Source organism: Streptomyces sp. NPDC059696 (assembly GCF_042733745.1).
Classification (GTDB): Bacteria; Actinomycetota; Actinomycetes; order Streptomycetales; family Streptomycetaceae; genus Streptomyces.
This window is the reverse complement of record NZ_JBHWFG010000010.1, coordinates 256,313-272,006: the sequence shown is the minus strand read 5'-3', so window position 1 is coordinate 272,006 and position 15,694 is coordinate 256,313. Positions and strand designations below refer to the sequence as shown.

The 15,694-nt window shown below is 68.5% G+C and carries 11 protein-coding genes; 8 read left to right on the top strand and 3 right to left on the bottom strand.

Features of this window, described 5'->3' with window-relative positions; all coding sequences use genetic code 11:
* Nucleotides 1-243: 243 nt before the first annotated feature.
* Nucleotides 244-435 carry a hypothetical protein gene (locus ACFV20_RS14365; RefSeq protein ID WP_385656093.1) on the bottom strand — a complete coding sequence of 64 codons (192 nt, stop codon included), beginning with the start codon at nt 433-435 and terminating at the stop codon, nt 244-246.
* A gap of 280 nt (nt 436-715) precedes the next feature.
* Here ACFV20_RS14365 and ACFV20_RS14360 point away from each other — a divergent pair, with 280 nt between their 5' ends.
* On the top strand, nt 716-3,223 hold the full coding sequence (locus ACFV20_RS14360; protein ID WP_385656092.1) for a Helicase associated domain protein: 2,508 nt from the start codon (nt 716-718) through the stop codon (nt 3,221-3,223).
* A 66-nt stretch (nt 3,224-3,289) separates the two neighbouring features.
* Here ACFV20_RS14360 and ACFV20_RS14355 read toward each other — a convergent pair whose 3' ends face one another.
* Complete coding sequence (locus ACFV20_RS14355) at nt 3,290-4,228, bottom strand: Shedu anti-phage system protein SduA domain-containing protein (RefSeq protein WP_385656090.1); 939 nt, start codon at nt 4,226-4,228, stop codon at nt 3,290-3,292.
* Between the two features lie 254 nt (nt 4,229-4,482).
* Here ACFV20_RS14355 and ACFV20_RS14350 point away from each other — a divergent pair, with 254 nt between their 5' ends.
* Together ACFV20_RS14350 and ACFV20_RS14345 are read left to right on the top strand one after the other, a co-directional pair.
* A complete protein-coding gene (locus ACFV20_RS14350) occupies nt 4,483-5,283 on the top strand; it encodes a hypothetical protein (protein WP_385656088.1) in 801 nt (266 codons plus the stop codon).
* 568 nt (nt 5,284-5,851) lie between these two features.
* Nucleotides 5,852-6,043 (top strand): hypothetical protein, encoded by a 192-nt coding sequence (locus tag ACFV20_RS14345; protein ID WP_385656086.1) that lies wholly within the window; start codon nt 5,852-5,854, stop codon nt 6,041-6,043.
* A 454-nt stretch (nt 6,044-6,497) separates the two neighbouring features.
* Here ACFV20_RS14345 and ACFV20_RS14340 read toward each other — a convergent pair whose 3' ends face one another.
* On the bottom strand, nt 6,498-6,686 hold the full coding sequence (locus ACFV20_RS14340; RefSeq protein WP_385656084.1) for a hypothetical protein: 189 nt from the start codon (nt 6,684-6,686) through the stop codon (nt 6,498-6,500).
* 504 nt (nt 6,687-7,190) lie between these two features.
* On the opposite strand from ACFV20_RS14340, the gene ACFV20_RS14335 reads away from it, so the two are divergent.
* From ACFV20_RS14335 to cas5, 5 genes are all read left to right on the top strand, one after another.
* Nucleotides 7,191-9,713, top strand: coding sequence for a hypothetical protein (locus ACFV20_RS14335; RefSeq protein ID WP_385656083.1), 2,523 nt, complete (start codon nt 7,191-7,193; stop codon nt 9,711-9,713).
* A gap of 2,162 nt (nt 9,714-11,875) precedes the next feature.
* Nucleotides 11,876-12,544, top strand: a complete 669-nt coding sequence (locus tag ACFV20_RS14330; RefSeq protein ID WP_385656082.1) for a CRISPR-associated endoribonuclease Cas6 — start codon at nt 11,876-11,878, stop codon at nt 12,542-12,544.
* Complete coding sequence (locus ACFV20_RS14325; RefSeq protein ID WP_385656080.1) at nt 12,541-13,965, top strand: hypothetical protein; 1,425 nt, start codon at nt 12,541-12,543, stop codon at nt 13,963-13,965. The genes ACFV20_RS14330 and ACFV20_RS14325 overlap by 4 nt, the downstream gene beginning before the upstream one ends.
* Complete coding sequence (gene cas7i, locus ACFV20_RS14320; RefSeq protein ID WP_385656079.1) at nt 13,962-14,993, top strand: type I-B CRISPR-associated protein Cas7/Cst2/DevR; 1,032 nt, start codon at nt 13,962-13,964, stop codon at nt 14,991-14,993. Before ACFV20_RS14325 ends, cas7i begins: the two co-directional genes overlap by 4 nt.
* Complete coding sequence (gene cas5 / locus ACFV20_RS14315; RefSeq protein WP_385656077.1) at nt 14,990-15,652, top strand: CRISPR-associated protein Cas5; 663 nt, start codon at nt 14,990-14,992, stop codon at nt 15,650-15,652. The genes cas7i and cas5 overlap by 4 nt, the downstream gene beginning before the upstream one ends.
* The last annotated feature ends 42 nt before the right edge of the window (nt 15,653-15,694 follow it).

Below are 15,694 nucleotides of genomic sequence, written 5' to 3'. Positions count from 1 at the left end.
GGGGGGGGGGGCGCGCGGGGCCCCCCCCCCCCCCCCCCCCCTGACGGTTCTTTCGGCTGCGCCTCCAGAACCTAACCGGCCACGCTCCGCGTGGCCCGGGCTGGCAGCAGTAAGGGTGGGGGGCGTCGAGCCGGGTGCCGCTCACCCGCTCCCCCTTGGCGCACCTCAGGTGGGAGTGGGTGAGCGGGCTGACCGAGCTGCCGCGCGGCCAGCTGGGGTTGTTATGCCGGCCCACGTTCGGGGTCACTTGTGCTGCTGTTCGGTGCGGCCTTCGAAGTCGCGCCGGATCGCGGCTGCCTGATCCTCGATCAGTCCGGTCTGGTCGGGGAAGTCGAGAACCGCACCGCAGTGGTTGCACAGCTTCCCGTCTTCGGCGGGCGTGCCGCAGGCCTTGCAGAACCGGTTGCCTCGAGTGTTGCCGGTGTTGTGGGTCATGGCTCTCCTGGTCGGGTGGGCGGCGATGGGTACGGAGTACCCCTAGCTTGTGTGCTCATTCTTCGGCTCGTCTGCTTCATTTTGTGGCTAGGATAGAGTCTGGACCTGAGTATCAGTGCCTCTGCGATTGCCTGCTGGAGGGTGGTCATTTGGGCTCCAGGTCGAGGATGGGCCTGTGCTGTACGGATGGGCTACTGGCCAAATCCCTTACTAGTAGGGCTAGTTGCTTGTACGGCGGGGTGAGGACTGTCGTCCGCCTTGCAGGAGGGATTGGACCTTAGTGGCTGTGAAGGAGCTTCGTCCGCATCAGCGGGAAGCCGTGGATGCGGTACTCCGGGCGCTCGAATTGCCTGCAAGATCGTCTGTGCCCGAGCGGGGCCTGCGGACGCAGGTGATCATGGCCACCGGATCGGGCAAGACGCTGGTGGCCGCCCGGAGCGCTGAGGAGCTCCGGGCGGGCCGTGTCCTGGTCCTCGTGCCTTCCCTGGACCTCCTCGCCCAGACCGAGGGCGCCTGGCGCGAGGGAGGGCGCTCCGGGCCGATGATCGGTGTCTCCTCCCTGCGGGGGGAGGAGGCGTCCTTCCCGAACACCACGGACGTGGGTGAGCTGGTCTCCTGGGTGCGGCCGTTCGACAAGGTCACCGTGTTCGCCACGTACGCCTCCCTCGGGCTCGGCACGCTGGAACGTGCCCACCAGGCCGGTCTTCCGGGCTGGGACCTGATCGTCGTGGACGAGGCGCACCGGGTTTCGGGCCGGATCGGCCGGCCGTGGGCGGTCGTCCACGACAACACTCGCATCCCGTCCCTGCGCCGCCTCTACATGACCGCCACGCCCCGGCTGTGGCAGATGGACGAGGATGCCGAGGGCGCGCCGGGCGAGCTGGTGGCGAGCATGGAGGACGACCCGGACGGGCCGTTCGGCGCCCGCTGCTTCACGCTGACGCTCTCGGCGGCGATCGACCGGGGGATCTGCGCGCCGTACCAAGTGGTGTGCCTGGACATCACCGACACCCAGCTCCAGGCCGCGCAGTTCCTGGGCGCGGAGGGCCGCTCGGACCAGGTCCGCGGGGCCCGGCTCGCAGCCCTCCAGACCGCGCTGCTCAAGGCGTCCTCGGAGGAGAACTTCCGGCGCACGCTCGTCTTCCACCACGTCGTGAAGGAGGCCGAGGCGTTCGCGGCCGGCCTCCCCGATGTCGCCAAGCGGCTGCACGCCGCCGACCCCGAGCTGTACCCGAAGATGGTCTGGGTGGACTGGCTGTGTGGCGAGCACAAGCCGGGCCATCGGCGCCGGGTGTTGGGCGAGTTCGCGTCCGGGATCGCCACAGACGGCACGATCGTGGAGAAGGCTTTCCTCGGCTCAGTGAAAGTGCTGGGCGAGGGCGTCGACACCAAGAACTGCGACTCTGTGTACTGGGCGGATGTGCGCGGCTCGATGCCCGACCTCGTCCAGGCCGTCGGCCGCGCGCTGCGGATGCAGCCCGGCGAGGGCAAGGTCGCCTCGCTCGTGGTGCCGGTCCTGCTCGGCCCCGGCGAGACCGCGCACAACATGCTCACGTCCCGGGCGTACGGCGGGCTGGCGAAGCTGCTGGAGGCGCTCAGGGCGCACGATGCCCGCGTGGTGGAGCAGCTCGCCGAGCAGCAGGCGCCAAGCCGTGTCAGGGGCGTTCAGAGCCGCCGTGGGGACCAGGAGAGCCGGGGCGAGGGGGAAGAGTCCGGCGGGCCGTCGGCGCCCGCGCGCCAGTTGCTGAAGTTCTCCACGCCGCGCGACCCGGCGCAACTGGCCGCGTTCATCAACCTGCGAGTTCTCAACCCCGAGCACGAGCACTGGCGGCGCGGCATCGAGGCCTCCGTCATCTACAACCGGCTGCACGGCGACCTCAAGGTCCCCTTCACGTACCGGGTGCCCGGCGGGGAGGACCAGGCGGTGCAGGGCGAAGGGTGGCCGGCCTCGCTCGCGAACTTCCCGCTGGGGCAGTGGATCGCCGACGCTCGCCGATTCTACGCCCGCAGCGACATGGACGAGGACCGCATCGAGCAGCTGGAGAAGCTCGGCATGGTCTGGTCGCACTACGACATCGCATGGGACGAAGGACTCGCCGCAGCCCGCGGATGGGCAAAGGAACACGGGCACCTCGCAGCACCCACCGACGCCACCTTCCAGGGTTACCGCGTAGGGCTATATCTGAAGAACGCGCGTGCAGCCGCCCGGCGAGCGGCCGAGATCGAGCAGCGGCGAGCTGAGGGGTTGCCCGTGGAGTCCGCGGCTGGCGCCCTGTCACAGGAACGGCGCGAACAGCTTGACGACATCGACCCCGCCTGGTGCCCCGCCTGGCCCATCGACTGGCAACGCTGCTTCCACCTCACCCGACAACACCTCGACACCGGCGGCACACTCCCCACCCAGCCCGGCACGGTCGTACGCCAAGGCGAAGACCTCGGCCGATGGGTACAGGCGCAGCGGCTCGCCTTCGACAAACTCACCGGCGCGCAGCAGTGGATGCTGGAGCACATCCTCCGGATCGAACCCGCCGACGACGAGAAACCGGCACCGCGACGCAGCCAAGCCGACAAATGGACCCTCAACTACGAGGCTGCCCGACAGTTCTACGAGCGCGAGGGGCACCTGCGCGTGCCGAGGAAGTGGGTCGAGCGGATCGTCGGCGGTAAGGACCAGGAGGAGCGGGAACTCCGGCTCGGGGCATGGATCAGCAACCAGCGCTCCAGAGCCGCGACCCTGACCCCGGAGCGGATGGAGCTGCTGTCCGCCGTCGGCATGCGGTGGGCGTAACCAGACAACCCCAGTGGGGCCGGGCAGGGGTGCTTCTGCCCGGCCCGTCCATGCACGCCGGGAAAGCTAAGCAGTCAACTCGCTCGGCTCGGATTCGGTGGCCTCGTCTGCGGCGGTCACATGGCTCAGTAGCGCATGGCACTGGGAGACGAGCTGGTCATAGGTCATGACGGTGATTCCGTGCATCCTGCTGTTGAGCCCGTGCAGAGCACGCAGCTGTGCCTCCTCCCAATCGCAAGACCGCCCGATGATGACGACGGCACGGGGGTGGTAAGCGACGATGTCGGGACGGGCAGGTCGCAGACCGAATTCGGCTGCCCGATGCAGGGTGTCGAGGTAGCGGTGGCACTGCCCGATCGCCTTCGCTGTATGCGATGACCAGTACCAGTTCTGGTGCGTGTCGTCGTAAAGGATCACGTCCTTGTCCGGACGCTTCAGCTCGTATACGTCACGGAGCCCACTGGCGGTGGACTTCATCAGGAGGTCGACATGATCGCCAATTCCGATCACTCTCTGATCATCGCGGACGACATATGCATTGCCGAAAGCCCAGGAGTGGCGCTCACACCAGTCTTGGTAGACGTCCTCTCGGTTACGGCCTTCGGCGAGGTGCTCTTGCAATTCGGTGACTGCCGCCCTCAGCTCGCCGATCCTGACCGCAGCTGAGAAAGCTTTGGCCAGAGTCTCCGGGTTGACCTGATGGGCGAGTTGTGCGGCGAACCGACGGTTTTCAAGGGCGCAGCCTATAGCACCGACGGCGTCGTCGGATGCATCGGGCTGTGCCCCGAACCCATCCGTCCTGAGCACGATGAACTGGCCATCGTCGTCTTGCTCAGACACAGAGAGCGCTTGGGCAATGTGCCGCTTGAGTATGTACAGGTCCTCCGACTTGAGCGTCATCTCGCACTGATCACCGGTCCGTTTGTCTGTACGGACGAGCTTCATAGAGAGCTCAGGCGATGAATTCCTGTGGGGGATGAAGAAGGGGATGGCCTCGATGAGCACGTGAGAGGTGTCCCTAACGACCAGTCGGTTCCCGTACGAGAGGGCCCCTGAAGCAGCAGGACGCCGATCAAAGAACGTTGGCTCATTCCAGTCCATAACTGCATGTTGGGCCACTGCATCACTCTGTGTCTCAACTTTCCCTAAAGTAGATCACCTATTCGATTCATGAGGGCGCGGCTCGGAGAGAGGTCCCGTAGTACGACACGGCCCTGCTGCGCTCCAGCCCCGCGGCCCGCAACGAGATCCTCGTCGCCGTGCTGGCGCGGGCTTTGCCGTCCTGGGGAGAAGAAGACGCCCAACTGCGCGTCGAGGATGAGGATCCGTTGGGGCTGTGGCGGGTCGGTGGTGCGGTTGCCGGTCCGGTGGCGTTCGGCCGCCGGCTGTGCACGGCGCGGCGCACAGGGGCGGCGGTGCGGGTGGTGCGGTACGCGCCGCGGTGGGAGCGGGTGTGCATGCGGCATGGGCGGTGGCTCCTGGACGCCGACGCCCACCAACCGCTGGAGCACCTCGACCTGCGTGGCCTGCCAGAGGTGGTGGAGGCGCAGCGGCGGTGTGCCAGGGTGGCGCGGCGGGCGGTGCGGGCCGGGGCGGAAACCGAGCGGGTGTTCGCGCTGGCGCGGGCGGTGATGGCCCGGTGGTGGGAGCAGGCCTTTGGCTGGGAGCGGGAGGCGATCTGGCCGCGGCGCCTGCATCATGTGGCGGGCGGGGATGCCGGTGGTGATCTGGAGCGGTGGCGGATCGTGGGGCGGCACGCGGTCGTCTTCCCCGAGGTGGTTGCCGTCGCCGACGCGCTGCTGGACCCGGGCATGGCGGAGCTGGTGTGGGTGGACAGTGGTGCCGGGCGGCCGCGGGCGCTGCCTACCGATGGGATGTTCTGCCGCAGGCTCGGCGAGCAGGTCGGCCGGCCCTGGCTGGGACCGCTGGCCGCGACAGACCACGGCGGGCACACCAACAAACCCCCTCCGAGCGTTAGCGGCCGTTTGACAAGGTCGTCCGCCCCATCGCGGCTTCGGAGATGGCTGGCGCCCTACGGCCGACATCGCCCGGCCGCGTAGCCGGCCCGGACCGTCTCGTCGAAGGGACGTGCCTGGCGGCGAAGGGGAATTCGGCGGCCGGGCAGGGCAGCGTTGAGTAGGGCCGGCCACGCGCCACGACGAGGCGGGCTGGCTCCCGCCGACGGAACTCGCCCCTCACGGAGGACAGGCAGTCACGGCCTTCAGGGCGGTCACCTTGGTGAGATCGACCGTGGCCTCGCCTCCGGAGGCCTTGAGGACGAGCCGTCCGGCGTCGACACGGACTGTGGTTCCACAGATCGGGCCTGAAGGCGTCGTGATCTCCAGGTTGAGACTCCTTCTCCGGTCCGTACCAGGTCATGCCCCCAGCCGCCACCAAAAGCAGGGCGCAGGTAGCGGCAAGGCGGACCCCCGAGGCCAGTGAGCGGACTGAGTCCAGGGCTTCGGCGTGCTCTGCGAGCGGTCTTGGCGCCAGGTCGCGGACATCCGTGAGGGCTGGGCGCCCGTGCGCGGCACGGATCAGCCGGAACGCACCCAGACCACCCGTTGCGAAGGCAAGGGTGATCCCCATGATCGTCATGGACACCACCAGCGAGTTCCGCGCCTACCCGTGGGCGGCGAGTTCCTCCTCCACTCGACCTGGGGGTGGGACGACACCGGCCTGGCCGGCTCCGTCGCGACGGAATTCAGCGACACCTGGCCGCTCCTGCAGGCCGGTGCGTTCGGAGGAACTCTTGAACACGCCCAGCGTGTCCACGCCGCGCTCGTCGCCTGGAGGAACGCGAACGTACGGCACCCGTGACACCACCGGGGCCGGGGCACGCACGAGGAAGACCAGCGGTGAGCTCCAAAATACGGGCGGCGCGGCCGGGAAGCGGCACCAGCAGCTCCCGTGCCGCCGCGAGGAGAGCGGCGTACAGGCGGCGGGCCGACCTTCCTCGGCGCCGACGCCGTGCAAGGTGCCCGAAGCCTTCGCGTACAGATCCCCCCACGCATTGAGGAGCTCATCCTGTGCGGCACCGAGCCGCAGGCCCATCAGCCTCTCGGCGATCCCCCGCGCCCGCCGGCGCCGGTGGCCGCCCGGGTTGTGTACTTCGCCGCGCAGCACCTCAGCCGCGTCCCGAATTCGCTCCCACCCCGTGTCGGTCACTGCGACGGGGGCGGCAGCTGGGCGGGAAGGGCGGCGTCCACCGCGTCCAGCAGATCCCTTGCCGCGGACTGTAGACCGACCGGGCTCTTCGGGGCCCCGGGCAGCTTCAAAACAAGGCATCGGCCGCGCTGCGCACGCACGCCTCCACGATCTCCCCGGGCCGCTCCAGCCCGCTGACCCCGGACAGGATCCGGTGCGCGTCCCCCGCCAGCCCCAACGCCCGGGCACCCTGGGCTCCCAGGCTCAGCAGAGCCCCGGCGAGGATTTCGTCGGCCTCGGGGCAGTACGTCCTCACCGGCTGGCAGCGTCTCGTTGCTCACCGGTGCACCGTAGAGCCCCGCGAACGCCTCTGGGCCAGAACCGCATAGCCCGGCTCACCAGCTCACGCCGCTCCGTTGCCACGCGCTACTACCTCGAATCGCTTCGCGAGCGACACGGTTGGACGTTCGTTTCACCTGATCTGGTGAACTCCGCCGTCCGGGTTCGGCACTGCGCCGGAACGGGTGGCAGATTCCGTGGTGCACGTCGGTGGCTCATCACCGGCGTCCGCCTCATGCCGCCGCCGGCGGAGCAGGAGCAAGCTGCGAGATGTCCAGGCGCCACCGAGGCGTTGTTGGGGCTGATCGTTCTTCGGGCGTTGGCAGGTGGACCGTACGGGGCGAGGACCGCCGTACTCCCTTCTACAGGGTGTTGGCCCGTTCTTCGTCGGCACGAGGCTTCGGCGCTCGGGCGCGTGACACGCTCCCGAGAGACGGGAGTTTCTGTGTTGGCCCGGCACGCCGGGTGGAAGGACAACACCATGGTCGCGAAACGACCTGATGGCATTTTCCCGCACATCGGCACCGACGCCTGGGGCCGGAATCTCGCGGACGCCATCGAGAACACCTGCGCGGAACTCGGGGTCGTACCGCCTCCCCGGCAGGCGATCACCGAGGGGCTGGCCACCGCTCTCCCGGACACCGAGATCAAGGGCCTGATCGCCAGCCGGAGCAACAAGAAGGTGCTCAAGCCCTCGGCCTACCGTCTCGTGCAGGCCGGCGATGAGCAGGTACTCCTGCTGATGTGTGACGTCCATGGCGCTGCGGTGGTCCCGTGGGACCTCAACGACCGCACCGTCAGCTGCTGGTCGCCGCCCATTGCTGAGGCCAGCCAGCGCGTCAAGGACCTCATCGCCGCCGAGCTGGCGCTGCACGATGCCAGGAAGACCGCGAAGACCGCTGAGAAGGAGCGGGAGAGCTGCCGCCGCGCGGCCGGGGACGACCCGTACGCCGCGCAGGCCCTGGCAGCGGCCACGCAGAAGCACGAGGACGCTGAGCGCCGCGTGGGGGAACTCGAAGGCGAGCGCCAGGCCCTCCTCACCGCCCTTGGTGGCCGGCGGCCGCGTCCTGTGGTCCGCGCGGTGGAGGAGGACGGGGAGCCGAAGGCGGCGCTCACTCTCGCCGAGCAGCCGTACGAGGTGGCCGTCCACATGCAGCGCTACGCCGCCGAGAATCTCGAGCGTGCTGGGAAGACCCGCGGCTACGACCTGGCCGAGTCCCTCGTGGACGCGGGCCAGCTCTCCAAGGGCATGAACGTCCTGCAGCAGTGGCAGATCACCCGCCCCGACGGCACGGTGTCGAAGCTGTGGCGGCTGGCCGCCGTGACCGGGAACAACCGTGCACTGGCGCGTCTCAACATCTTCCGTGTGCGTCCGGAACACCTGGTCACGGGGATGCCTCAGTCTCTCCTGCCCATGCCGAGGGACAAGAAAGCCGATCCCGAACTGCTGCTGCTGAGTCAGCGGGAGATCCTGAACCGGCTCTCCGACCGGCTCAACGACGCCGTCGCCAAGCCGGAGACGGAGGCGACCGACCCGTCGGTCCGGGCCGGGAAGATCGCCACGGTCTCCGCGGAGATCGTGATCGGCTGTACCAAGCCGGCGGCGCTGGAACACGTCCTGCGGACGCTGAACGTCAACGACCACCTGCGCGGCATCCAGCCCTACGACGAGGACGCGCGTCTGATCGCCCTGTTCGCGACGCTCGTCGACGCATACGCCAGGGAATCGCTCCTCGCGGACGCGCTCGCCGAGGCGTTCCCCGACGCGCGTGGCGTGGACCTCCTCGACCTGGTCGGGGTGCGCGACGCGCTGACCGCCAACGGACCGCTCGACCCGCTCGTGCCGCTCGTACCCGCGGGGGACGACGTCTCCCCGGCCGTGCTCCGCGACATCGCGGTGCGCGCCATCACCGCGCTCGTGTTCCCCGAGATCCCGCCCGAGGCCCCGAAGCGGACGAACGTACGCACCGTCCGGGACACGGGGTGCTTCTGGCCGATTGTCAGGGGGACGCTGCAGGAACCGGCGTGGAGCCAGGTAAAGGCGAAGACGGCAGAGGCACGTACCCGTCTGTGGTCCGCCGCCGTTGCCCAACTGTTCCTGCACCGGGGCAACATCCTTTCCGCCCTCGGCTTCTTCGGTGTTCCGGAGACCGCTAAGGGTGCCGGGCAGGACCCGCGGTCACTCAAGGTGCTCCTCCTCGGGGCAGAGGCCGGCGAAGCGACCGCTTGGGCCGCCCTCGTCCAGCGAATGGCACCGGCGCTGATTCACGCTCCGCAGCCGTTCATCACCGCTGGTCAGGGCAGCGAGGCGGGCGACGGCCGCAAGGGTGTGCGCCGCACTCCCAAGAGCGCCCTCGCCGCCCTCACTCTGGCGTACACGGCAACCAGCGCCCCGGGCATCAGCCGGGCTCTTCTCCTCGCGTTCGCGAAGGCCGTGCTGGAGCACCCGGACGCGACGCAGCCGCCCGAGACGGAAGACGGTACGCCTCTGATCTGTTACGGGGAGCAGCACTGGGTCAAGGGCCGGACGCCGATCACCGCGGGGATGGTGATCGCTCCTGACACTGAGGGCCGGCCCACCCACTACGTCGCTGACAAGGCATGGTTCGACGAGATGTTCCCTGTTGAGCTCGGTCGCCCGGCCCCAGGCGGCCCCGGAAGCACCACCACTCTCCCCACGGCCGGAACGAGCACGGATCCCACTGTCACCACCGTGCACGGCGCACCGCCGGCCGACCCGCACGACCAGCTGGCCACGCTGCGCCGGGAGCTGCCCGCCCGTGTCGAACTCGTCGAGGGGAGCTACCAGCAGGCCGTGGACTCCGCCCACGGCCTGATGACGGATTTCGAGGAGGCGCACCGCCTGCGAGTCCAGCTCGGAGAGGACGCGCTCCCGGCCGAGCAGCGCATCGAGTGGATGGAGAAGCTGACGAAGGTCCGGGCCGCGGCCCAGGCCAGCGTGACAACGCTCGAACAGGTGGAAGCGCTGATCCTGCAGGTCTGACCGGTGCGGTAGAACCCGAGCCCGTCGTGTGCCGGCGGGCTCCTCAAGGCAGCTGAGGAGCCCGCCTCCTGCCCTCACCAGAGGCGTGACTCGACCGGCTACGTGACTGGTTCAGGGGCGCATGCCGGCGTGAGCAGGTCAGCCGGGGCGGCTCGCACGCCACAGCAACGCGCCCCCACGCTAACGAGGGGGCGCGTCGTGCCCTGGGCTAATGACGACCGTGGCCGGTGATCCGAAAAACGCAAATCTCTGGACGTTGCGAAGCCTCGTGGACAGATGACGACCTTCGACATGGCATCTCCGGCGACCTCGTCATCCTTTTGCAAACTCTCCTGAGCTGATGACGACCTGCTCGTCGCGCACGCAATTCGGGTACAGGTGACGTTGCGAACCCTCCTGGGCTGATGGCGTCCCGCGATCCCCGCCGGGGGCGTACCAATCGGCCAAACCACCGAATTGCGAACCCTCCTGGGCTAATGATGACCCGACCTCCTCGTCACCTATGACGAGGTCACCACCTCGTTGCGAACCCTCCTGGGCTAATAACAGCCATCGCGCGCTACCTCTCCACCGTCGACGCCATCATGGTTGCGGAACTTCCTGGGCTGATGCTGATGGCTACCCTGGCCAAGCTCGTTGTCGTCGGCATCATCATCGCTTTTTGACCCCTTCTGGGCTGATGACGACTTACTCGGATGGCATGGATCATCCGGCATGTCGCGTTGCGAACCCTCCCGGACTGATGATGCCCCCCTCTTCGGGCCGCTGGGCATCCAGCCATACTTCGTGACGTTGCGAGCCTTCCTGAGCTGATGACAACAACGTGAACCTGTACTGGGTCGTCCCGATCGCTGAGGAGTTGCGAACCCTCCTGGGCTGATGACGACAAGCTGGACCGCACGGGACCTGCCCACCGCCTACCGGTTGCGAACCCTCCTGGGCTGACGACGACGTTTGCGGAGGTCAAGGGCCAGCTGACCGTGCTGGTGTTGTGAACCGCTTGGGCTGACGACGAGCGAGACCTTCTGACCGCAGACGTCGCGGATCTGGTTGCGAACCCTCCTGGGCTGATGATGACGCAACACCGACACAGTGCCCGCCATGCTCACTCCCGGGTTGCAAACCCTCCTGGGCTGACGACGACGATCCCGGACTTGCTATGGGCAAGCGGCTCTTCACGAAACCCTCCTGGGCTGATGACGACCCAAGGCTGCGCACGAGGCGAACCTGATGATGATCCTGCTGCGAACTCTCTTGGGATGATGACGCCTCGGACAGTCGGCTACTACGTCCTCGACTGGATGATGTTAGGAACCTCCTGGGCTGATGACGACCTGCATCCCTGGCACGACCAGCCTCACCAGGCTCGGGTTGGGAGCCCTCTTGGGCTGATGACGACGCAGTTCCTGCCAGGCGCGGGCCTCATCCACCACTGGTTGCGAACCCTGCTGAGCCGATGACGACTGGACGAGTGCCACCGCGTCCCCGCCCGCACGTACATGTTGCGAACCCTCCTGGGCGAATGGTGACCAGAGACGGCAGGCAGCCGGGACTACGGCACCTACCCGTTGGGAACCCTTCCGGGCTGATGACGACGTCGACGACGACTGGCACTACACCGGTACCGTCGCGTTGCGAACCCTCCTGGCTAAAAGACGACGAAGTGTTGCACCAGCTTCGCGCTCGAACTGTGGGCGTTTCGAGCCCCCCCCCCGGGGCTGATGACGACCCGGCTCCTAGCGATGAAGGGCACGCGCAAGCTCATATCGTTGCGAACCCTCCCGGGCTGATCACGGACCGGCTGCCCAGTCCTGCGTGCCGTGCCCACCTACCCGTTACGAACCCTTCTGGGCTGATGACGACAGCAGCTGGCTACTCATCAAGATCATCATCGGCCTCACGCCTGACAGCTGGTGACAGTACCTGACCCGTTGCCCGCAATGGTGGTATCTCCCAGCTCAGCGGACGTTGTCAGTGCCTCTGTGTACGTTGCTCCTCGGAACGCCAACTCCTTGCTGAAAGGGCTTATTTGGCGTGCCCTGATGTGGACTCATTCGCCCCGGACGGGGAGAAGGGACGGGATCGTGCGGTTGCGCTTGGAGATCAGTACACGGGCTCGGGAGATCCCATGGGAGAACGTCCTCGCTCCCGGGCGAGGCATCGTGTACGACGCGCTTCGGCGGACTGCGCCCGATCTCGCGGAGAAGATCCATGAGAACGGATGGGGTCCGCACGGTATGGCCCCGTTCGGGTACAGCGCGCCCATGTTTCCGAGCGCGCGGCGGGTTCGCGGGAAGTATGCGGCGGGCGGGACTGGTTATCTGGAGTTCGGCAGTCCGCTGCCGCAGTTCGCACAGGCTCTGGCTCTGGCCTTTATGGACCCGGCCCGCTCGCTGCTGGACTGGGGCGGGGTCGCGCTGCAGGTCCGCAGTGTCACCGTCCAGCAGCCGCCCAGCTTTACCGCCGGCCGGGCCCGACTGCGCACGGCCAGCCCTGTGCATCTGTCCGAGTACCGGCAGCCCGAGCCCGGCACCTCGCACACCGTTGTACGGGCGTTGCTGCCGGAGGATCCGGCGTATCCGGTGGCGCTGGAGCGCAATCTGAACCGTCGGGCCGAGACATTCGGCCACGCCGCGGACATCTCTGTCGAGGGGATCACGTGGGTGGGGGTGCGCCGCGCCTTCCGGGTCTGTGGCCAGGGCCGTTCCGGTCACCGGACGGGGGCGCCGGTGGAGGTCGAGGTTCGCGGAGGTGCCGGCGCGCTGGCCGCCTTGTGGTCTGCGGGGATTGGTCAGCAGACCGGGGCCGGGTTCGGGTGGGTGACCGCATGACCGAGATCACGACTGAGCAGGTATCGCTACGGCTGACGCCTCATCCATTGCAGCGGGTTGGGGCGTTCGCCCTGGTCGCGTTCGCCGGCGCCCGTCATCCGGACATGGTGGCGGGCCTGCTGTTCGAGGCGGCCACCAAGAAGGTCACCGCGGCTGCTGTGCGGGCCGCGCTCGTGAGGGATACCAAGGCGGAGGCCGGGTTTCTCCTGAAGTGCTCGTACAGCCTGTGGCCGAACAGCAAGATGAACCACCCGCGGAACAAGAAGCTCTCCGATACGGAGGTCACCGAGGCCGTCCGGGCCTGGCGCACCATCCCCGCACCGCAGACCTGGCCGAGGACGGGGTGCGTGCTGTGCGGGGCAGCGGCGGTCGGGTTCTATGGCAAGAGCGACGTCGTGCTGGCCGAGTCGGTCGCCTATCGCAACAGCACGCCGCGCGGGCACGCGGGTCTCGCGCTGTGCTGGCCGTGCGTGTGTTCCTTCCACGCGGTGCCCTTCGGCAGCCAGCTGTCGGGAGGCCCGAGCACGGTCGTACACACCTGGGACGAGCGGTTTGCGGCGCACACCGTCGGCCGGCAGGTGCAGCGCAATGAGCTGCTGATCACGCTCGGTGCGAAGCCGGCCAGTCCGCAGGCCGACGTTGCTGTCCTGGCGGCGCTGCGTGGCTACGAGCACCGCGTCACAGCAGGCGTGGAGCTGCTGGTGTTCACCAACAACAACCAGGACCAGGTCCTCACTTCGTATGCCGTTGACCAGCCGCTTGCCGAGTGGCTGCGCACCACGACGCGGCTGCCCGGTCGGCGGACCGGGTTCTCGTGCCTGCTGCGTTCCTTGCGCACCGACAAGAACAGCGGTGTGCAGAACCTGGCCTGGCGAGTGTTCCACCGTCCCGAGAGCCTCCCCGGCGTTCTCGCCACCTACCTGACCGCCCGGACCGAGGCCTGTGGCCGGCCTGCGCCCGAGTCGCCGCCCGTTGCCGAACTGGCCGGTTCCTATCTGCACGAGGTGATGCACATGGAAGAGAAGGATCTCGCTGAGATCCGTGCGACCGCCCAGCGGGTCGCCGCCCTGTTCAAGCCCGATGACACCGGGGGCAAGCTCACCGGTTTTCACGCCCTGTTCCGCACCGGCCGCGGCGCTGACCTGCGCGGCTGGCTGCAGCGCCACGGCGTCGAATGGGTCCTGTCCCGCCCGGAGGACGGCGCTCCGCTGATCACCGAGCGCGGGTTCGAGCTGTTGTTCTCCCCCAGCCAGGACGGCAACGCCTGGTTCTTTAGGCAGTACCTGCTCACGTCCGTTCTGGCGGAACTGCACCGCCGCGGCTGGCAGCCCAAAGACGCCAAGACGATCGTCGAGGACTTCGACCCTGACGCCATCGACCCCGCCGACACTGAAGCCCTTGAGGAAGGAATCGCCCCGTGACACACCTCGCAGGAAAGCTCGCGCTCGACATCCAGGCCGGCGCCCCCAACAACGGCCGCGGCCAGGACAACGTCGGCGTGGTCAAGAAGATGCAGGTCGGCCGGGACACGTACCCCTACATCTCACCCCAGGCCGTGCGCCGCTGGCTGCGCGACAGCTTCCCCGCCGGTGAGACCGTCTCCCCCGTCCTGCGCGAGGGCAAGGGCAAGAAGCAGCAGGCCTACACCAAGGGCCGCCCCGACCTGTACGCGGACGACGACCTGTTCGGCTACATGGTCGCCGTCAAGGGATCGGACAGCTCCTGTCAGCGCGACACCGTCCTTGCGACCGGCACGTTCGTCAGCGTCACCCCCCAGCGGCCCACCTCCGATTTCGGCACCATGACCCGCGGGTTCGCCACCGACGACAGTCCCCTCATTCACGAGCACGAGTTCTACACCGCCGTCTGCGCCGGCGACCTCAACCTCGACCTGCCCCGCATCGGCACCTTCGAGACCGACGGACAGGGCATCCGCATCGCCCTGCACTCCCAGGCCGCCGAGGAAGCCACCGCGGCGGGCGCCACCGCAGCCACCTTCCGGGGAGTCGCTGCCCTGGTCCTGGACATCGCCGAGCGGCGCCGCCGCGCCGCCCTGGTGCTGCGCGCCCTCGCTGCCCTGCGGGGCGGTGCCAAGCCCGCCTCCCACTATGGAGACCGCACCCCGGCCTTCATTCTCCTCGCCCCCCTCAAGGGCGGCGTCAACCCTTTCACCCGCGTCCTGGCCAGCAAAGACGGCAAGCCCGCCTTCGCCGCCGACACCCTGGCCGAAGAAATCACCGCGTGGCGCGACGAACTCGACGGAGCGGTACGGATCGGGTGGGCGCCCGGCTTTCTCGGTGACCAGCGCGACCGAGCCCGCCGCGACCTGGAGGACCTGATCACCGCGGGCACCGTGGTGATCGACCATCCGCGCACCATCCTCAACGGCCTGGCCCAGGAGATCGAAGACGGTTCCCACGACGACTGGTTCGAGGACGCCAAGGCATGACCGCCGCAGCATCCGTCACCGCGCTCGAGGCCACCTTCACGGCCCCGGTCGCCAGCTTCCGCAATCCCCTGTACTCCGGCGTGCAGGTCCAGCTGCCGTGCCCGCCGCCGTCCACGGTCGGCGGCATGCTCGCCGCCGCGGCCGGCGGCTGGCAGCACATCCCCGACGCCTTCCGGTTCGCCATGGCCTTCCACGCCCGCGGCCGCGGCGTCGACCTCGAGACCTACCACCCCTTCGACGCCAAAGGCCGGCCCACCACACCGGTACCGAAAGAGCGGGAATTCCTGGCCTTCACCACCCTCACGGTCTGGATCACCGACCAGCCCGACCGGTGGCGCAGCATCCTGCGCCGGCCCGCCTGGCCGCTCCGCCTCGGCCGCAGCCAGGACCTCGCCGGTCTGCGTCTGGGCACCACCGAACTCACCTGCGAGGCGGGTGAGCAGCGCGGTGCCGTGGTCGAGGATGCACCCGGCCTGGCCGGTACCGCGCTGCGTCTGCCCACCGCGATCCGGCTCGACCGGACCCGCACCGTGTGGGGCACCTACCGCCACGAGCCCACCGGCACCACGGCGACAACGGTTCCGGGCAGCTACCGCACCCCCACGGGGCAGGCGGTCAGCCTGCTCCCGCCCACGCATCCCGCCACCGCGGAGGCCTAGCACCACATGGCGCCACCCACACCACCGCCGTCTAAGCCGCCG

Coding starts and splice junctions, on each gene's coding strand:
- ACFV20_RS14365 (WP_385656093.1), bottom strand. CDS start 435: ATGACCCACAACACCGGCAACACTCGAGGCAACCGGTTCTGCAAGGCC.
- ACFV20_RS14335 (WP_385656083.1), top strand. CDS start 7,191: ATGGTCGCGAAACGACCTGATGGCATTTTCCCGCACATCGGCACCGAC.
- ACFV20_RS14325 (WP_385656080.1), top strand. CDS start 12,541: ATGACCGAGATCACGACTGAGCAGGTATCGCTACGGCTGACGCCTCAT.
- cas5 (WP_385656077.1), top strand. CDS start 14,990: ATGACCGCCGCAGCATCCGTCACCGCGCTCGAGGCCACCTTCACGGCC.